Origin of the sequence: Chryseobacterium sp. T20, from assembly GCF_047345655.1 — a bacterium.
Taxonomy (GTDB): domain Bacteria; phylum Bacteroidota; class Bacteroidia; order Flavobacteriales; family Weeksellaceae; genus Chryseobacterium.
Genome location: NZ_JBLFDU010000007.1, coordinates 21,354 through 41,178, shown reverse-complemented (window position 1 = coordinate 41,178; position 19,825 = coordinate 21,354). Strand labels below are relative to the sequence as shown.

At 35.9% G+C, this 19,825-nt stretch carries 21 protein-coding genes; 12 read left to right on the top strand and 9 right to left on the bottom strand.

Going from position 1 to position 19,825, the window contains the following annotated elements; genetic code table 11:
• Nucleotides 1–166: 166 nt before the first annotated feature.
• The gene (locus tag ACMA47_RS16040) at nt 167–337 is read right to left on the bottom strand and encodes a bacteriocin-like protein (protein WP_413930571.1); all 171 of its coding nucleotides are present in this window, start codon (nt 335–337) and stop codon (nt 167–169) included.
• A gap of 913 nt (nt 338–1,250) precedes the next feature.
• Entirely contained in the window at nt 1,251–1,379 is a 129-nt protein-coding gene (locus ACMA47_RS16035; RefSeq protein WP_413930570.1) for a hypothetical protein, read from the bottom strand.
• A gap of 68 nt (nt 1,380–1,447) precedes the next feature.
• Here ACMA47_RS16035 and ACMA47_RS16030 point away from each other — a divergent pair, with 68 nt between their 5' ends.
• From ACMA47_RS16030 to ACMA47_RS15980, 11 genes are all read left to right on the top strand, one after another.
• Nucleotides 1,448–1,921: a Dps family protein gene (locus ACMA47_RS16030; RefSeq protein ID WP_413930569.1), complete on the top strand. Its 474-nt coding sequence runs from the start codon at nt 1,448–1,450 to the stop codon at nt 1,919–1,921.
• Nucleotides 1,922–1,975: 54 nt separating this feature from the next.
• Entirely contained in the window at nt 1,976–2,671 is a 696-nt protein-coding gene (locus ACMA47_RS16025; protein WP_413930568.1) for a LytR/AlgR family response regulator transcription factor, read from the top strand.
• A gap of 100 nt (nt 2,672–2,771) precedes the next feature.
• Nucleotides 2,772–4,979, top strand: a complete 2,208-nt coding sequence (locus ACMA47_RS16020; RefSeq protein ID WP_413930567.1) for an ATP-binding protein — start codon at nt 2,772–2,774, stop codon at nt 4,977–4,979.
• 12 nt (nt 4,980–4,991) lie between these two features.
• Nucleotides 4,992–6,050 (top strand): NADH:flavin oxidoreductase/NADH oxidase, encoded by a 1,059-nt coding sequence (locus ACMA47_RS16015; protein WP_413930566.1) that lies wholly within the window; start codon nt 4,992–4,994, stop codon nt 6,048–6,050.
• A 22-nt stretch (nt 6,051–6,072) separates the two neighbouring features.
• Nucleotides 6,073–6,624, top strand: coding sequence for an antibiotic biosynthesis monooxygenase (locus ACMA47_RS16010; protein WP_413930565.1), 552 nt, complete (start codon nt 6,073–6,075; stop codon nt 6,622–6,624).
• 203 nt (nt 6,625–6,827) lie between these two features.
• On the top strand, nt 6,828–7,385 hold the full coding sequence (locus ACMA47_RS16005) for a hypothetical protein (RefSeq protein ID WP_413930564.1): 558 nt from the start codon (nt 6,828–6,830) through the stop codon (nt 7,383–7,385).
• A 132-nt stretch (nt 7,386–7,517) separates the two neighbouring features.
• Entirely contained in the window at nt 7,518–8,564 is a 1,047-nt protein-coding gene (locus tag ACMA47_RS16000) for a cupin domain-containing protein (RefSeq protein ID WP_413930563.1), read from the top strand.
• Nucleotides 8,565–8,575: 11 nt separating this feature from the next.
• Nucleotides 8,576–9,262, top strand: coding sequence for a YoaK family protein (locus tag ACMA47_RS15995; protein ID WP_413930562.1), 687 nt, complete (start codon nt 8,576–8,578; stop codon nt 9,260–9,262).
• Between the two features lie 4 nt (nt 9,263–9,266).
• Nucleotides 9,267–9,728, top strand: coding sequence for a redoxin domain-containing protein (locus ACMA47_RS15990; RefSeq protein WP_413930561.1), 462 nt, complete (start codon nt 9,267–9,269; stop codon nt 9,726–9,728).
• Nucleotides 9,729–9,730: 2 nt separating this feature from the next.
• Nucleotides 9,731–10,249 carry a DsbA family protein gene (locus ACMA47_RS15985; protein WP_413930560.1) on the top strand — a complete coding sequence of 173 codons (519 nt, stop codon included), beginning with the start codon at nt 9,731–9,733 and terminating at the stop codon, nt 10,247–10,249.
• Between the two features lie 49 nt (nt 10,250–10,298).
• Entirely contained in the window at nt 10,299–11,120 is an 822-nt protein-coding gene (locus tag ACMA47_RS15980; protein WP_413930559.1) for an alpha/beta fold hydrolase, read from the top strand.
• Nucleotides 11,121–11,210: 90 nt separating this feature from the next.
• Here the strand turns inward: ACMA47_RS15980 and ACMA47_RS15975 are convergent, their stop codons facing one another.
• From ACMA47_RS15975 to ACMA47_RS15955, 5 genes are all read right to left on the bottom strand, one after another.
• On the bottom strand, nt 11,211–11,417 hold the full coding sequence (locus ACMA47_RS15975) for an ArsR family transcriptional regulator (protein WP_077416025.1): 207 nt from the start codon (nt 11,415–11,417) through the stop codon (nt 11,211–11,213).
• A gap of 47 nt (nt 11,418–11,464) precedes the next feature.
• Nucleotides 11,465–12,265 (bottom strand): HAD family hydrolase, encoded by an 801-nt coding sequence (locus ACMA47_RS15970; RefSeq protein ID WP_413930558.1) that lies wholly within the window; start codon nt 12,263–12,265, stop codon nt 11,465–11,467.
• Between the two features lie 388 nt (nt 12,266–12,653).
• Nucleotides 12,654–13,973 (bottom strand): aspartate kinase, encoded by a 1,320-nt coding sequence (locus tag ACMA47_RS15965; protein ID WP_413930557.1) that lies wholly within the window; start codon nt 13,971–13,973, stop codon nt 12,654–12,656.
• Nucleotides 13,974–14,260: 287 nt separating this feature from the next.
• Nucleotides 14,261–14,944: an MBL fold metallo-hydrolase gene (locus ACMA47_RS15960; RefSeq protein WP_413930556.1), complete on the bottom strand. Its 684-nt coding sequence runs from the start codon at nt 14,942–14,944 to the stop codon at nt 14,261–14,263.
• 53 nt (nt 14,945–14,997) lie between these two features.
• A complete protein-coding gene (locus ACMA47_RS15955; RefSeq protein ID WP_413930555.1) occupies nt 14,998–15,585 on the bottom strand; it encodes a Crp/Fnr family transcriptional regulator in 588 nt (195 codons plus the stop codon).
• Nucleotides 15,586–16,193: 608 nt separating this feature from the next.
• Here ACMA47_RS15955 and ACMA47_RS15950 point away from each other — a divergent pair.
• On the top strand, nt 16,194–16,637 hold the full coding sequence (locus ACMA47_RS15950) for a JAB domain-containing protein (RefSeq protein ID WP_413930554.1): 444 nt from the start codon (nt 16,194–16,196) through the stop codon (nt 16,635–16,637).
• A gap of 237 nt (nt 16,638–16,874) precedes the next feature.
• Here ACMA47_RS15950 and ACMA47_RS15945 read toward each other — a convergent pair whose 3' ends face one another.
• Both ACMA47_RS15945 and traN read right to left on the bottom strand, forming a co-directional pair.
• Complete coding sequence (locus ACMA47_RS15945; RefSeq protein WP_413930553.1) at nt 16,875–18,632, bottom strand: hypothetical protein; 1,758 nt, start codon at nt 18,630–18,632, stop codon at nt 16,875–16,877.
• A 295-nt stretch (nt 18,633–18,927) separates the two neighbouring features.
• Nucleotides 18,928–19,815: a conjugative transposon protein TraN gene (gene traN, locus ACMA47_RS15940; protein WP_413930552.1), complete on the bottom strand. Its 888-nt coding sequence runs from the start codon at nt 19,813–19,815 to the stop codon at nt 18,928–18,930.
• Nucleotides 19,816–19,825 lie beyond the last annotated feature (10 nt).

The following is a 19,825-nucleotide window of genomic DNA, read 5'->3' as shown; positions in this document are numbered from 1 at the left end:
ATTGATATCGGAAGAAGTGTCGAAACAGAATATTTTACGGAAACCTAAATTTGTTCTGTCTAAATATAGTATAGAGAATCTTTGAAATAGGCATGATTAGAAGTTTTCCGCAAATATAACAAAAGCCCTCTCAAAGAGAAGGCTTTTGTTATATAAAAAGTTTTTATTAAGATCCGATTGGTACGCAAGAGCAAACACAATCATAAATACCCTGATCTGGATCACAAACGTAGATTGATTCGCATTTAAGATAGTATTTTGCAGGACATGTAATTGGAGCCCCAGCTCCCTGAACATTTTTCATTTGATCTCTTGTAATTTTCTTTAGATTTTTCATAGTTATTTATTAATGTATTAGTTTTTAGTACCTATAGTACTTATTTTCAAATATAACTAAATAAAATTAATCACAAAACACTTGTAAATTTTTCTTTACAATTGATCACTAAGAAGTAAGATCTTTTAGATCCAAAGTTCAAAATTTTCTTGTGTATTAATTGTTACTCTTCTTGATACTGATTAATACATTTCCAAAAAGACTGAACATGAAAAAAGCCCTTATAAAAAGGGCTTTGCTGAAGTGGAGAATACGGGACTAGAACTCCCCTATTTTAAACCTGCATTTATACGGTTTTTATTAGTATGAAATACAAATTGCCACGAATTTGCCATAATTATTCCTTACCTTTAAAAACCAGAACTTCTTTTTATATGTCAAAGAAACCTTATTAAATCTAAATTCTTTCAAAAAATCATAAACTGTAAAATTCTTACTTCAGTACTCAAAGAACTTTTAGTTACGCTCTACAAATATATTTAATTATAAGTATATTTTATTCTAATATTTAATCTACGACTAAATTTATGGGATTTGCGCACGAGTATCTCTTTTGAAAGTAGGAAATTCCTAAATTCTAAAACGGAAAATTGCTTTTGTATCCTACTAATTTTTTTTAATGTCTTCCGTCATATTGACACCTTTCATATGAATATTTAGGAAAATAATTTTTATAATCCGATTATGAATTCCGGAAAATACTGAAATACATTCATGTTACAGAATCTCACCGCGGTATGCTAGGAAAAGGCACTGTTAATTGGGAGGAGTTTTTCTCAGCATTGAAAAAAAATCAATTTTGAAGGTAATCTGTTTTTCGAAAACTTTAGCTCTTCAATTCCGGAAATACAAGAAAAGGTTTCTTTATGGCAGAAATCACCCCATAATGCTCAACAACTTACTGAAGGAAGTCTTACTTTTTAAAAGAAGCATCTCTGTAGTTGATAAGATTATCGGTTATATTATTTTGAAACTTAAAGAAAACTGAACTTATCAGCTTTTCACCGATTGATTCTGCCCGTTCGCCGAAAATACAGATCATTTTTTAGAATTATAACTGACCTTTACATCAGGAAAAAAGCCATAATGCCCAACTAAAATCTTATTATTATGAAAACGAAAATCGGAATTACAGAAAAAAACACAGAAGCCGTTGCAGAACAATTAGCAAAATTATTAGCAGACGAAACGCTTCTTTACATTAAAACAAGAAACGCTCACTGGAATGTAACTGGAGACAACTTCCACGCTAACCACATTTTCTTTGAGGAACAATACAGACAACTGGATGGACTGATTGACAGCGTTGCAGAACGCATGCGTAAAATCGGACATTTTGCACCGGCAACTATGAAAATCTATCTGGAACTTACGCATTTAACAGAGTACAGCGAAAGAACAAATGACGGGCTCGGATACATGAAAGATTTATTAAGTGATCATGAAAGCATCATCGAATTCCTTCGGGGAAATATCACTCCGTTTGCTGAAACTTATAAAGATTACGGTACCAGTGATTTTATTACAGGTCTGATGGAAACCCATGAAGAAATGGCATGGATGATCCGCTCTTATTTCAGATAACACAAAATAAAAAAGTTATAATTATCTTTGTGTAAATCATAAACAACTATACCAATGAAAGCCTTAATCGTGGATGATAATGATATTGCAAGAACAACATTAGCACACCTCGCCAAACAGATTCCAGATCTTTCCATTGTCAACGAGTTTTCCAATGCCATAGAGGCTTATCATTATCTTCAGTCCAATTCCGTTGATCTGATATTTCTCGATATAGAAATGCCGGAAATGACAGGGATTGAGCTTACGAAAACGCTTTCTGGTAAAGATACTATCATCATTTTCACCACCTCAAAAAAGGAATATGCGCTAGAAGCCTTTGAGCTTAATATCGCAGATTATCTTCTAAAACCTATTATGCCGGTAAGATTTCTGCAGGCAGTAAGCAAGGTACAAACTATTCTTGAAAGCAGAAAAGAAAATGTGGAAATCACAAGGGATGAGTTTCTTTTCGTGAGAGACTCCAATATTACCAGGCGTTTAAAGCTGGATGATATTTTCTATGCGGAAGCCATGGGTGATTATGTAAAGTTTTATACCAAAGAAAAGATGTTTGCCATTCACGGTAAAATGAAAACAGCAGAAGAGCGTCTCCCTAAGGATCATTTTATAAGAGTTCACCGCTCCTATATTGTTTCTGTCGGTAAAATTGACACCCTTCAGGATGGCGGTATTATGATCAACGGTAAATTCATTCCTGTGGCAGACGCATACAGGAAAGCTCTCAATACACGAATGAATGTCTTTTAGCCGGCCATCAGAAATTTGATAACTTTTTTGCTCTCAATTCCCGAACATTTGAAGGTTAATCAACCTTTACCGGTATTTTATTTTAAATCAGACCGTTATTATGAAAAACATATCTTCAGTAATGGATAACAAACGATTCAGCTATTTTATTATCCTGACCTTTATTGCGGGCTCACTCCTATTGATAGCTGTTCAGCTCAATTCTGCAGGAAATACCAAGGCACTGATTCAGAATAACAATACCTTGCTGAGCGAATTGCGTTCAAGCAATCATTTACGGGAGATTGACCGTGATATTCTGGGAGTGGAAAGCAGAATCAGAGCATCCATTGCAACAAATGATACCACCCATCTCGAAGGCATAGACAAAAAAATCAACCAGATTGAAAATTTTCTGGATTCTCTTTCCAAAGACAATGTAAACGCTGAAGAAGAAAAACTGATCCATAGGTTAAGTGTTCTGGCCATGGAAAAGAAAACAACCAAAGATAAACTCCTGCACCGTTATATTTCTGTTGGAAACATGGATGATAATACCTCCATTGCCAATCCGCGAGCGAGAAATATTTCTAATGAAATCACCAGTATTACGGCTAAAATATATGAAAGTAGAAAACTGAATATGGTTGAACTCAGCCAGAAAAGTGAAGAAATGGGACAAAAAGCAAGATTTTATGATATTTCTTTACTGATCTTACTGATTTTGAGCGGTTCTGTCGCTGGATATCACATCCTCAGACAGTTTAAACGCCAGAGGTTACTCATAAATGAACTTAATATTGCGGAGAAAAAAGCATTGGTGGCCGCACAAACCAAGGAAAATTTCCTTGCCAATATGAGCCATGAAATCAGAACACCTTTAAGTGGAATTCTCGGTTTCACCAACTTGCTGCAAAAACGTCCTCTGGATGAAACCTCAGCAGAATTTGTCTCTTCAATACAACGTTCCGGAGAAAACCTGATGTCCATTATCAATGATATTCTTGATTTATCCAAAATAGAAGCAGGAATGATGCGCATTACCCCCGGAATTTTCAGTATCAACGGACTGGTCAATTCCGTAGAAACATTTTTTACAGAACGGGCCAGAGAGAAAGTTCTTACCCTCTCAAGCACAATTGATCCTTCTATTCCCGACACTTTGGTGGGAGATGCCACAAGACTGACCCAGATTTTAGTCAACCTGATCGGAAACGCGATAAAATTTACACACCAGGGAAATATTACTGTCGAAATCTACAGTAAACAGCAAACTGAGAAGGAAGCCGTTCTGGGATTTAAGATTTCAGATACAGGAATTGGAATTGACAAAGAAAAGCTCACCGAAATCTTCGAAAGATTCAACCAGGGAGAAGATTCAACCACAAGAAATTACGGAGGAACAGGATTGGGCTTATCCATCGTTAAAAGCTTAATCATACTGCAGAACGGAAACATAGAAGTGAGCAGTGAACAAGGCAAAGGAACTACATTTCATTTCTACATTCCTTACGGAATTGCTGAAGAACAGCTTACAGTAATTCCAGCTGTTGATCCTCACTACTTTAAAGATAAATCCAATACGCCATTGAAGGTTCTGGTGGTTGACGATAATGTCATTAATCAAAGCCTGATGAGACATCTGCTTTCTCAATGGAATATTAATTTTCATATTGCGTCGAACGGCCTTGAAGCAGTAAGCTATCTGAAAAACAATGCATGTGACCTGGTTTTAATGGATATACAAATGCCCAAAATGGACGGATATGCAGCTACTCAGAAAATCCGGGAAGAACTCAGACTGGATATTCCAGTCATCGCAATGACTGCCCATGCGCTGGCAGGAGAAAGAGAAAGATGTCTGAGCAGTGGGATGAATGAATATATTCCTAAACCTGTCAATGAAGAAGATTTGTTTATGCTGATTTCGAAACTCGGGTTTAAAGAAAAGAACAAAAACCAAAAGAAAAACGAAAATCAATCTTCCGGCTATCAATATATTGACCTCACTTATATGCACACGGTTAGCGGTGGCGATAAAAGTTTCGAACAAATGGTTACCCAACAGTTTATTGAAAACATTCCCAATCATATACAGAAACTGACAACGGCTTACGAAAACAAAGATTTTCAGAATGTGAAACTGTGGGCTCACGATCTGAAATCCAGCATTACTATCATGGGATTATATCCTCTGTTAAAGGAAAAACTAGATATTCTTGAAACAGTATCAGCAGAAAACCCCGACACGCAACAAATATTGACAGAAGTAAAGAATGTTTTGCTGAAAGCCGTTTCTGAAGCTGAAGCATTTTCAAAAACAATTTAAAAATAAGAAAAAATGAATTTATTTTCACCTATACACATTCGCAGTCTTACTTTAAAGAACAGGATTGCATTATCTCCTATGCAGCAATACAGTGCAAAAAACGGAGTTCCCGGCAACTGGCATCTCGTTCACCTCGGAAGCCGTGCTGTTGGTGGCGTGGGATTGATCCTTACCGAATGTACAGCCGTTTCAGAAGAAGGTCTGGCTACACTATCCGATGTTGGGATCTGGAACGAAGAACAGAAAGAGGCATGGAGTAACATCGTGAATTTTGTACATGAACAGGATGCAAAAATAGGAATTCAGTTGTGGCATGCAGGCGGAAAAGGAAGCCTGAAACATCCCAATGAAAGAATGAAGCCTCTCACTCCGGAAGAAGGAGCCTGGACTGTAAAATCCTCCTCTGCTCGTGAGTTCAATGGAGTTTTTGCAGAAGAGCTCACAATTGATGAGATTCGGGAATTACAAACAAAATTTGTTAAAGCAGCCCTTCGTGCTGTTGAAGCAGGTTTTGATACCATTGAACTTCATGCAGCACATGGTTACCTATTCCATCAATTTTATTCTGCAGTGATCAATAAAAGACTGGATGAATATGGGGGAAGCTTTGAAAACAGAGTCCGTTTTCTTGTGGAAACAGTCCAGGAAATCAGGAAAGCTATTCCTGCTGAAATACCTCTTTTCGTAAGAATTTCTTCTACTGACTATATAGAAACAGAGGAAGCTTGGACTCTCGAAGACAGTATCAGACTTTCGGAAATCCTTAAAGAAAAAGGTGTAGATTTCATAACGGCATCCGGCGGTGGATTTACCAATGTAAGCAAGGATAAGGTATTTCCTGGATATCAGGTTCCTTTTGCAAAAACGATTAAAGAACAGACTGGGATTTTAACAGGAGCTGTCGGAATGATTAAGGAAGCAGAACAGGCTAATGATATTATTGCCAATGGAGATGCGGATATGGTAATCATTGCCCGGGAACATCTTAGAGATCCTTATTTTGCCATTCATTCAGCCAGAGCATTAGATGTTGAAACAGAAATTCCATGGCAGTATAAAAGGGCGTATTAAATTAACCAATAAAAAGTCAGTTATGGAAAATCAGGGTGCCTCCGTAGTGATTACCCATCATATTATGGATGGAAAACAATCACAGTATGAAAAATGGCTGAACGAAATTGTGCCTGTTACTAAACATTCTGAGGGCTTTATTGATCTTCAGATTGTTCGTCCGATTCCTGATCTGACCTTTGTGTATACTGTTATTATCCGTTTTGATACGATTAACCATCTCAAAAGCTGGATGGAGTCGGATAACCGAAAAAAACTTATTGAGAAAGCCAATCCGCTGTTCAGAAAAAATGACCATTACCAGATCAGGTCAGGGTTGGATTTTCTTTTTACTACAGAAAATGAAGGGAATAAAGTTCCGGTACGCTGGAAACAGTTTCTCGCAACCTGGTCAGCCATTTATCCCCTGTCCGTACTTATTCCTGCTTTGGTAATTCCTTTTCTACGGTTTTTACATATTCCGGTAAATCATTATTCCGACGGATTCATCAATTCCGGAATCATTGTTTTTCTGATGGTGTTTGTGGTTATGCCCAATTATACCAGACTGATCAAAAAATGGTTGTATAAATAACCATTTTTAAAAATTATTCTTCATCAATCACTGTAACCCACAGTGATTTTTTTGTTTTCAGGAGCCCTCCTCCTGTTATCGTTTGAACATCACCAGCTTATTCAACGATTGTTTTCGCCTGTTGACCGAACAGCAGGCAAAATTAAAATGATCGGGTTGTAGTTTTACATCATCAATAAGACAAACAATCAAAATCAATTATTATGGAAATCTTACAAACTCCCGAAAACGCACTATCTCATTCAAGCGTAAGCGCCATCATCAATGTACCAATTGAAAAAGTAAATATTGCAGACTGGCTGTTTAACCTTCCCGATGCCGAATATCAGCGATGCTCTACCCAGCATATCGGTGCTGCTATTTCTGTTACTTTTGATGGCCAACCAGTGTCTTTAAATGTGGAAACTATTGGAGATGCACTAATGGTTCAACATTATGTTGCAGATGTTCACCGTCCTGACTATTGTCGCATGCTTTCTATATCTGATTCAATTACAAAAAACGGACGTACAAAAGTTCAGGTCTTATGGGAACTGAAAGTGACAAAGATTGATGAAAACACCTGTCTTTACACCAATGAAATTCATGCCACGGCCACTCCTGAAATGTTTGAATATATGAAAGAACATGGGATCAACCTTGCAGATGCCGCTGCATCCAGACAGGCCGCTTCTGATACCCATAATCATGAGGAAACTCCAAACTTTGCAAAAAGTATTGAAAATAAAGCACTGACAGGGCAATATAACCAGCCTTTTTAAGAGGAGCCAAACCCTCTATATTTTCAACGACTTATTTTGCCTTTTCACCGAATGACATCAAGAAAAAGTAAAATTCAGGAGTAGCTTTACAATAGTAAAAACAAAGAGAATTAATCACAAAAAAATAACACTATGAATCCATCAACATTAAGTTTCAAATACGAACTAGAAAAAAAAGAACCGCGTACCAATGATGGCGGTACAACAAGAGGTGCTTCCGTAAAAGAATTCCCTGCTTCTGTAGGTATTGCCGGAGTTTCCATGAGATTACAACCCGGAAGTATGAGAGAGCTTCACTGGCATGCCAATGCCGCAGAATGGGCTTATGTGATTTCAGGAACGGTACGTACAACCATTATTCATCCGGACGGACGGAGTTATACCGATAATTTTGAACCCGGCGATGTATGGTATTTCCCGAAAGGTTATGGGCACTCTATTCAGGCTACCGGAACAGAGGAATGCCATTTCATTCTGATTTTTGACAATGGTAATTTTTCCGAAGACCATACCTTTAGCGTTACAGATTTTGTTTCAAGTATGCCTCCTGAAATTGTTGCACAAAATTTAGGACTGAGTCTTGAAGAGGTTGCAGAACTCCCTCAGAAAGAAGTTTACTTTGCAGCAGGAGTTGTTCCTGATGAACTATCTGTGAATGCAGAAGCCCGTCCTGAGGAATCAGACATTGAACTGACAAGCCTTCACCGTTATCCTCTGCATTCTCAGCAGCCAAGAATCATTCCCGGTGGAGGGCTGCAGAGACTGGTTACCCATAAAGAATTTCCGATCAGCACCACAATGGCAGGTTCTGTGCTGGAACTGCAACCTGGTGCTTTAAGAGAAATGCACTGGCATCCAAACGCTGATGAGTGGCAGTATTTTATATCTGGACATGCAGAAATGTCGGTATTTCTGGCAGAAGGAGTTTCAGTGACTGAACAATTTAATGCAGGTGATGTTGGATATGTGCCTATGGGAGCCGGACATTACATTAAAAATACAGGAGATACCGTCTGTAAAGTATTGATCGGATTTAATAGTGGTACCTACGAATCCATTGATGTGAGCGAATGGCTGGCAGGAAACCCAAAAGATGTGGTCATCACCAATTTTGGACTGAAAGAGGGAGAAATAGAAAAATTTCCGGAAAAGAAAGTATTTATCAAACCTGAAAAATAACTTCTGTGCTTGTGGAAATAAAAATCCCGATCCCCGACAAGACCGTCAGAACGCAGGAGAAACTGGCAGTATTTCTGGCCTTTATCGCAGGATATACCGATGCTACAGGACTGATACAATGGAAAACCTACGTTTCTTTTATGAGCGGCAATACGACCCAGTTAGGAGCAGCTCTTTTCACTGGAAAATATGATATTATAATCAGTTCAGCCATCGTAATCATCTTTTTTCTGGCAGGGATTTATACAGGAACATATTTATTATTATCAAAGAAGTTCAGAAGCACCAAGATGATCTTCTATACAGTTTCCGGAATCATGATCCTTTACAGTATCACTGATTATTATGAGCATATTTCCAATAGAGTGTCTATAGCTGTTATCGGTTTCTCAATGGGTCTTATGAATACCATTGTTACATCAGTAGGTAACCAAAAGATCAATACCGATTTTGTGACAGGAACTTTAAATAGCCTGGCAAGAACAGCTGCTCTTTTTGTAATGAGTAATCAGTCAGAGGAGCGGCAAGAATACAAAGTAAATATTTTTCATTTGTTATTCTTATGGATGGGCTTTCTCTCCGGTGCTGCAGCAGCTTCTTTCCTGCTCATTTGTTTAGAAAACTGGGCACTGATCCTTCCGGCAGCCTTACTGCTCATTTGTACATTCACAGTACCAATTCAAACAATTAAAAACTAATCCTATGCTAAAAAAAAATATGGTTGCCCCGGATTTTACATTATTTGCAACCCCAGATCAGAAAATTACCTTATCCGAATTCAGAGGGCGAAATGTCATTCTTGCATTTTATCCGGCAGACTGGAGTCCGGTGTGTAGTGACCAGATGGCATTATACAACGAAATGTTGAAGTATTTCAAAAAATATGATGCAGAGATTTTCGGAATTTCCGTAGACAGCAAATGGTGCCACCTGGCATTTTCACAATCAAGAAAACTGCACTTTCCGCTACTTGCAGATTTTGAGGCAAAAGGAGAGATAGCCAAGAAATATGGTGCTTACAATGAGGAAGAAGGAGAATGCAACAGAGCTCTTTTTGTCATTAATAAAGACGGCATCATCGAATGGAGTTATCTCTCTCCTACTGCCATCAATCCCGGCGCGGACGGAATTTTAGAAGCATTGGAAAACCTTAACACAAAATAATTATGTCACTAAAACCATCAGTCAGTAATGCTGACCACACTCAGGGTAGCACAAATGCCAGCTTAGTCATTGTAGAATATGGAGATTATCAATGTCCTTTCTGCGGAGCTGCCTATCCGGTTCTTAAAGAATTAATGAAAGAATTCGGAGTTCAGATCAGATTTGTATTCAGAAATTTTCCTCTGTCTGAAATGCATCAATATGCAAGAGCAGTGGCTCTGTCAGCAGAAGCGGCAGCTTTGCAGGGAAAATTCTGGGAAATGCATGATGCCATTTATGAAAATCAGGAATTTTTGAATGATAGTCTCCCGGTAAAACTTGCAGAAAAACTGGGTCTAAATATCCCTCAGTTCAAAGCTGATATCCGCAAGCAGGAATTAGCAGAAAAGGTAGACTCAGACTTTGAAAGCGGTATCATCAGCGGAGTGAACGGAACACCTTCTTTTTTCATTAATGGAAACAAGTTCAACGGCAGTGCCGAAGACCTTTTTCAGCTGGTTAGTGAAAATACAGCCTATTAATCAGAAAAATATGTAAACAAAATCAATCATAACATTAAAAATAAACAACATGAGTACACTAACATTAAAAGACGGAACAGAAATTTTTTACAAAGATCAGGGAGAAGGACCTGTATTAATGTTTCACCACGGATGGCCTTTATCATCTGATGACTGGGATGCACAGGTGATCTTTTTCCTACAGAAAGGCTACAGAGTGGTTACCCACGACAGAAGAGGACACGGGCGTTCCAGCCAGAATATCTACAATCATACTATTGAGCAATATGCTTCTGATGCCGCAGAACTGGTTGAATTTTTAGATCTGAAAGATGTCATCCATATTGGCCACTCAACGGGTGGTGGAGAAGTAATCCGTTATGTTAACAAATATTCAAATGGGAGAGCAAAAAAAGCTGTATTGATCAGTGCTATTCCGCCGGTAATGGTTAAAAGTGAGAATAATCCTGATGGTGTTCCTATAGAAGTTTTTGATAATATTAGGGAACAGACATTAAACAACAGAAACCAGTTTTATTTTGACCTGACTTTCCCTTTCTATGGCTATAACAGAGAAGGAGCGAATGTAAAAGAGGGAGTACAGCGAAACTGGTGGAGACAAGGGCTGATGGGCGGAATTGTAGCCCATTATGATGGAATCAAAGCTTTTTCAGAAACAGATTTATCCGAAGATTTAAAAGCTGTGGATATCCCTGTTTTGGTGATGCATGGTGAAGATGACCAGATTGTCCCTATTGCCAATGCTGCATTAAAATCAATTAAATTATTAAAGAATGGAAAACTGATCACCTATCCTGGATTCCCTCACGGTATGCCGACTACAGAGCACCCCACCATTAATAAAGATCTTTTGGAATTTATCAGATCCTAAATGATGATTCTTTTTTAAAATATAAAAGATGAACCCCTAAGGTTCATCTTTTTATTGTTAAGAATGACGTAATACCTTGAAAATTGATTCTTATTCAGTTTTTATTTTTGAAAGGTCAATCCCTAGTTTTGTAAATTCCTCTGTTCCTTTATCGGTAATGTAATATTGCCGTTCGGCAGGATTATCCTTGGCAATCCAGCCCTTCTCTACAAATTGTTCCAGCAGAAGCTGCCCTAATTTTCCACCAATATGCTCATAGCAGGGTTTGGCGGGTTTTCTTGCAGTTGACTTGTTCATATCCTTATATTTAATGGTGTTTCTGGTATTGTTGTTTTCAGGAAATATCAATTCAAATGCAGATAATCCTTAATTGTTTTCAGAACCCCGAAGTTGTCATTGGTACAGGCTTCAAAATTAGCGACCTGCTTTACATTCGGATGCGCATTTTTCATGGCATAAGAGTATTTGGCATTCTTCAGCATTTCTATATCGTTCATATAATCCCCGAAAGCCATCGTATTTTCAGGAGAAATATCCAAAGATTTCTGTAAGATTTTAAGAGCATTCCCTTTATTGATATCTTTATTCATAACATCCAGCCAATGCGCTCCTGAAATAACTACCTCGAGACCGAATTCTTCAAATTTTTTAAGAGCAGGATAAAGGTGTTTTTCTGAACCATCAGGATGATAGACTGCTATTTTAAAAACTGTATCATCAATTTTTTTCGTAAGATCATCCATTTTCATATTTTCGGTATAATACTTTGAGAAAAAATCTACAAATTGCTGATCTTCGGTCTCATAATAAGCCATTTTTTTAGCGGATAAAACAGCTTTTGCGCCTGGTATTTCACGAACAGCTTTGATGATCTCAACAATATATTTGTATTCCAGTATATCAGCAAAAAGTTCCTGGTCTTTATAGATAACATAGCCGCCGTTTTCAGCTATAAAACCAATTTCACTTTCTATTTCTTCAAAATAATGGGTAATCCCCGGCATCTGCCTGCCACTTGCCGGTACAAACAGGATATTCCTTTTTTTCAGTTCTTTGTAAACTTCTGCAAACTCAGGACTCATTTCATGGCTGGAATTGAGAAAGGTTCCATCCATATCCGTCACAATTAATTTGATTTGTTCCATAATTTTATTTAAAAACGATATTCTGTTTGCATCAGAATCATCATTTGCTTATTCTTTTCAAAGATATTGATTTATTATTTTTTCTTGTAATGAATGGTAGCAAGGTTTCTTACTATCATTACATCAAATGTATATTCTTCTCGGAGACGTTCTTATATATAAAAAAACCTCCCGTGTCAATAGGGAGGTAAAAGTTCAAAATGAATTATAAGTAAAGTGATGTGGTGTTAAACAAGTTTTTTCTTTAAAACTTCTTTTAACATTAACAATGCCTGTGCCATATACATCACCGTTTAAAGAAATCTCGATTTTTGTGGTACATCTTGATATCGCTAACTTGAATCAAATTTTATATTATTTTTACCTTCTTCACTACCTATCTATTTTTCTAAAACAGTCTGTTATGCAGTGATCTCAAAGCTTCTACCTTAAAAACTGAAGGAACTAATAATGAAATATTATTTTCACTTCCTCCGTAGGAAATCATTCGTATTGGAATATGCTTTACTGCTTCAGACACAATGGTTGCATATCCATGATTATTTTTCCTGAAATCACCTACAATACATATAATAGATTGCTCACTGTCAATTTCAACAGCAGAAAAGGTGTTTAGTTCTCTTATAATTTCAGAAAGATTTTCCGTGTGATCAACGGTAAGAGAAACAGCTACTTCAGAAGTTGTAATCATATCTATAGGTGTTTTGTATCGTTCAAAAATTTCAAAAACCTTTCTCAAAAAACCATAGGCCATCAGCATACGTGAAGATTGAATACGGATAGCCGTGATTCCATCTTTAGCAGCTATTGCCACAATTTGATTTTGATTGGTAGCCTCTCCAGAAATCAATGTTCCAAGGGCAGATGGATTCATTGTATCTAGTAACCTTACAGGAACATTATATTTTCTTGCAGGAAACACACTTTGGGGATGAAGGATTTTAGCGCCAAAATATGATAGTTCAGCAGCTTCATCAAAACTAAGTCTGGCTATAGATTTTGTATTCTGTACATATCTCGGATCATTATTATGAAAACCATCAATATCTGTCCAGATTTGAATTTCTTCTGTCTGCAATGCTGCTCCCAGCAAGGAAGCGGTATAATCAGAACCTCCCCTTTGCAGATTATCAATTTCACCCTGAGCATTTCTGCATATATACCCTTGGGTAATAAATAAAGTATCTTCCGGATATTTTGCAATTTCAAGAGCTGCCTGTTTTCTTATTTTATCAATATCGGGTTCCTTATCTTCATCAATTACCATGAAATCTAATGCTGATAATAATATAGAAGAAACTTCTTTTTCCTTTAAGTATAAATGAAAAAGGGTGGTTGAAATAATCTCACCTTGTGCAAGAATAATACGTTCTGCTATAGAAGAAAAATTTTTATGTTTGAACTGATAAAAAAGATCAAAAATCTTGTCTATAAAAGCTAAAGCTTCCAAAATTCCTTTTTCAGTTTTAAACAACTCATTTACAAATTTTATATATTTCTGCTGTAATCCATCAATATGCTTGTAGGCTGCTTCAATATCTTTGTTTTCATATAGCTCAGATAATTTCACCAAATCATTTGTCGTACCTGAAACAGCTGACAAAACCACAAGATGTTTATCTGATTGCTGAGATCTGATTATTGGCAATAACTGCTGGATACGTTCCGGACTTCCTACTGAAGTCCCTCCAAATTTCAATACTTTCATAATAAGATTAATTGTTAATTTTTATCAATAAAAAAAAGAGCCTGTCGTGATGACAAGCTCCTTTTTTATTTAATTTCTAACCAATAGGAAAATGACTCACGACGTTGGACGTAAGTACTGTTTCTTTCCTTTTTTTAAGTTAGATACTATCATTTTCTTTTTTTTACTGGGCAAATATACATTTTTTTGCTAATCTTTATAAAAAAGTACGAGCTAAATTTAAGATTCACATCATGAGTTTTCAGATAGGAACAATAAAATGCAAGCAATTTTATTATGATCTATTTTTAACCAGCAGCGCTGCAGTTCTTTACAAATTTTTCAAACTTCCGATCAGTATTTCGCATAACGGGACCATGACCAAAGCAGATAATAGCAGGGTTAAGTTTTGCTAACTTCTCGAGCGATTGGATATTTCGCTTTTGATCTGATGTAAAAATATTGGGCGGAAGCTTCAAACCAACTGCTGTGGTAAGCAAATTCATATTTGTTGCCACATCTCCGATAATCAATACTCTATCCCGCTCACGGAATAAAGAAATATGACCTGCTGAATGGCCAGGGGTCTCTATTACTCTAAAATTTCCAATAATATCATTTTCAACAATTGTTTGCTGTACTTTATGTCCTTGACCTGCCCAGTACTTTTGCTGAAGCTTTGCTATCCAATGCTGTGGACTCGGATAGTCGTTGGTTACTATACCTGTTTCAGTTCTAAAAACTTCGTTAGGGTGACAGAGTAATGGTATTTCAAACTCAGCGCAAATCTGATCACTACAACCCTGATGATCTGCATGAGCGTGAGTCAGTATATGTTGATAAACAGGAATTTTCTGGACAGCTTTCTTAACAGCGGTATATGAACTCCGTATTCCGGAATCAATCAATACACCTTCAATTATATAGCAATTGATACTATTTCGGGGCATTAATGAGATCTGAAATACTTCGGGAGCAATTTGACGTAGCATATTTTTTTGTACAAATCTACAGTGCTAACTAAGATAACATAAGGACATTTGTCCTATAATATGTTGGCTCTGTGTATTTGTGCCTTTGCCCGTGTAAGCGATCGCTGAGTAACACCCAGGTAGGATGCCAGATCCTGGGTTGTAACTCGCTTTATGAGTATAGGTTCGTTAGTGAGAACATGACTATATTTATCTAAAGCAGACCTATTATTATAATTAATCATATATTGTTCTTTTTGGCTATATTCACGCTGCATCACTGATTTTATCACTTCGTTCCAAGCAGTCAGGTGGGTAAGCAGCTGTTGATAATCTGAGAAATTAATTCCATAAATTATACTATCTTCTATAGCCCGGATGCTCCTTATTGATTTATTCTGTTGTACAAACTCTTGAAAAGAGGTAATAAACTCATTTTCAAACTTGAAACACGTTACATTTTCTTTCCCCTCCTTGTCAAGAGCATATGCCTTTACACCTCCACTAGTGATAAATCCAATATAACGACATGATTCATTCTCACGAATAAAAAAGTCTCCTTTTTTTAAACGAATCGGTTTAAAAAACTGTAAAGAAAAGGTGATTTCCTCAGCTGATAGTTGTCCTGTTGAGGATAAGTAATTTTCAAATACAGTACTCATTTCTATTATTTGTATTTAAGTATTGTTATTAAAATTCTATGGAGTAAAGGCCTAATCCATTGGGTAAGCCTTAAATCCGATATTATAAGATCGGTTTTGATACCTTCCTTAATCGTTGAAAGAACCAGCCTTCATATGAGAGTGAGATTTTAAATGAACATTGTAAACATAGTGTATTTATAATGTATATGCAAATGATAATATATCAAATAAGTAATTCTTAAATGCAAAATTCAAGATAAACAATCTATAAAAATTTTTCATAATCAACCGGTAAAAAGGCAGCTAAGGTATTGCTGTCAGCCATAGCTTATGCCACCAAAAGACTACGGCATAAACGGTCTCCTCCCTAAAGGTACCCTCCAATTATTCCGTTTCCTTTTGTTTGATACTATTGACAACACTTCATATCTACTTTCTTTTTTCCGGTTTTCTTTTGAAAAATATTGATTAAAGCCTAAGATGGCTTGGAGAGTAAGGGGAAGAGAAAATATTAAAAAGCTTTTGACCTAAAAAAGTTATGGAATAGTTCAATTATGTTTTAAATAAAATACCGTTTAAATTAAGTACGGGAAATATAAGACTCTGCCGTACTCAGGGCAATCACAATGAAATACAATATCGTAAATGAGATCAAATTGATTTACACAAGAAAAGGAAATACTGAAAAAGCAGTATTGAACTCTCAAGATGCTGCAGATATTTTTCGTGAACATTTTGATGAAGATCAGATCGATTACAGAGAGTCATTTTATTCAATGTATATGAATCAGGCTAATAAGGTATTAGGAATACAAAAAATTTCAGAATCTGGAATTACGTCTTCTCTTGTTGATATCAGAATCATTATGCAGGGAGCCTTATTATGCAATGCCGTGTCATTTATAATAGCTCACAACCACCCTTCCGGAAATCTGACACCTTCACGTGAAGACATAAACATTACACACAAAATAAAGGAGGCTGCCCAACTGTTAAATATAAACTTGCTGGATCATTGTATTTTGACCTCAGAGGACTACTTATCATTTGCTGATGAAGGAAAATTATAACCCTATACTCACTGAAAAATCGGTAATTTTAAAATTACCGATTTTTTTTGCAAAAAGATGGACACGATTATTCTCGTGTCCATCTTTTTGCATAGATTTTAAATAATACATTTGATAACATTTTTAATGTATATCAAAAACATTGCAACCTCTAGTGGACCATTTCTTATAGTTCATAAATTCCAATCGATGTCATTACATTCCTTCTATTAAAAACGGAAATTGAACTCTCATCTTCTAAATTTTAATATCACCATGAATATTGTTAAACAAAAAACGTTTAGGATTAATATAGGCAATGGTGTCTAGCTCCACATCACCAAGGTTATGATAACATTCCGCTACCATATATTTTTCAGTTTTATGATTTCTCACAACATAAAAATCGGTACCAAAAAGTATTTTATCCTTAAGCTTTACATTCTTTAATGAGTGTTTCAGTAAAGGATGGATTTCATCGCTATGTACAATATAGCTGATATCTGCATAAACATTTTCATACTGTAACATCATACTTGAAATAAGGGAATACCAATCAACATATTTCCATAATTGTTCCATTTTTCCAGGAGTTGGTTTTTCATTTTTCTCTGGAAAAAACTTAATCCCTCTATCAGGATGTGTAATGATCTGTTTACTGAAATCATAGCGTTCCATTTCGAGAAACCGCTTCCATTCATCATCTCCACCATAATGTGCAAAACAAATCTTTAGTTTGCTTAAATTACAGGAGAGCTCAGTTTCTTCATTAGTATATCCAAATAACTCGCGAATTTTGGGATCTTTTGCATCCTTCACCACTTTTCTCAGCAGTGTTTCATCTAGTAAACATAAATAGTTTAACGGATGTGTGAAATTGTTTATAAAATCAATATTCTTAGTTTGTTTCAACAAAAGTGGCTCATATAATTCACTTCCGATATTTTGTTGAAAAATAGGATGTCTATCCCACTTCTTCTTTTTAGTTCCTCTATAAAAAATTGTCCCCTTTATACAGTGGGTCATGATAGGTAAATTATTATCCGCAGCATATTTCCATAAGGGCAGTAATCTTTCATCAAATGGATAATATCCTAAAGCGGGATAAATCTTAAATCCACTAAAATGATGATCCATAATATAATCTTTTACAAGACAATCCAATAGTTCAACATGGTTATTTATAATCTCATAGCTAAAATAATCATCCTGCTCTTCTAAACGTCTTGGGTCTGCAAAAACAAAAGGAAAAATAAAATCCGATAACTCTTTATTCTGTTTCAGTTTAACAAGTTCTGCCATCTGATCAAGATAACCGCTTCCTTTTTTTAACTTTCCAGCTTCCATATACTCCATATCCATTGGAAGGATAACAAATCCTGTATTCTTAGGGTATTGATCTCGGAGATCCATATAGGTAGAACTTTGTTGTCTATGAAAGGCATACCTTCCTATATTTAAATACCTCTCCAAAAGTTCTTTAGTCTGCCTTCCAGGAAGAATTCCTAAAAAAGCATATATTTTTTTTAGGATGAAAAAAATAAAATTTCTACCACTTTTAAAAAGTATCAAAAAAATAAGAATCAATATTATCTGGATATAAAATGATTGGAAATTTTGTACTACATGATAAGATTCCAAGAAAGACCTTATCTTAAGTAGTTCTTTACCTAAAATTGAAGGCGCAAAGCCTATTAAACCAATCCAATCATAAATAATATAAAATACATTTATTGCTAAAAGTACCCCCAATAAAATAGCTACTATTTGTCCTACTACCGTTCTGCTAGCCTGAATCCTGATATAATATAATAAGGCTTCAATGCGCTTGTATCTTGGTTTAAACCTGTATTTCTCGAGAGTGTCGAAGTAGAATCTAAATCCCCTAACAATTATTGATAGAGACAAAATATAATACAAAGGCCATGGAAGAAATGTTTTGGCTAAGTAGGGAGGAACATGATCACCCGTAAAAATATGAGCATGACAATTGATTAAGGAAGCTTTCTTTTCCATAATATAATTTGGTTTTAGTTTTTATTGATGATCTCTTCACTCTATTTTGAATCAGATCGTATTCAAATCTATTGAATATCAACAACATTCACAATAACTATTTTTCGTGACTTGAAGGTGCTTAAAAAAGAAAAAGAGGCCAAAATTCTGACCTCTACACTCATTAATTTTATTATCAAACAGAAATTCTGTCTCTTTTCATTTCCTACACAATCGTAAATCCAAAAAGTAAAATACTAACGGTAAGCATAAAAATTGCGGGTAAAAACATTGTATTCATTTTATTTGCTCTTTTTTAATCTCTTATTAGCCTTGCATGAATCAGGTCTTTATTTTTAAACCGTAATTTATGATGTCTTCCCCCGTTCTTTTCCAAAATTTCGATTTCCAAAATCTGATCCTTTAGAAGTGTAAACTGATCCAGTAGATAAATTCCTAAGATGTTCGAATGATCGGAAGCCGTCATTGTGGGAAAATATACACGAATGGGTTCTAATAGCTTGTCTTGAACAACCGTACGTTTTAAGTTCTTCTTGTCAACAATCTTGAATTTGATCCATTCAATCGTATATGCCACATTACTGGAGTTTTTAATCTCCAAGGTGAAATAAAACTTGTTATCATTGACATGCAATGATTTGACTGAGAATCGAATTCCATAATTTTTGGAAGCAATATGCTTAATAGTTCTATTGTTTTTCCGGTAAAGATTTTCTATAATATGACCCGTCAGCGTAGATGAGCTTCCTTTAAGATCTTCAAATAAAACATCTGTTGAATATTGCCGTTGCGTATCTCTCTGCAGTTTTAATAAATCATAACTGAGTACTGCCGGATAAGGACTGTAGAATGCATCAAAACTGTAAAATTTCCCGTCTTCAGTAATGACTGAAAAATTGGTTTCTTCTTCAAAATCTCTTACCGCGGACTTAACCCGAAGAACATTTCCAATAGTTTCTGTCTTATTGGCAACCAAGAGATCGCTTCCAAGATCAACATATCGAATGGGTGATGGAAATAAGAGATGTGATGTTTTATTATAGGTCACCTCCATTCTGAAAGGTATCAATCGTGTCTCTTCTAAAGGAAGATAAGAAGTGTTGGAATCCTGAGCAAATGACCTGCTGCTTATGATGAGCAGCAGTAGAATTCCCAAGATATAATGGCTCTTTAGTGTTTTCATTTTTTATTAA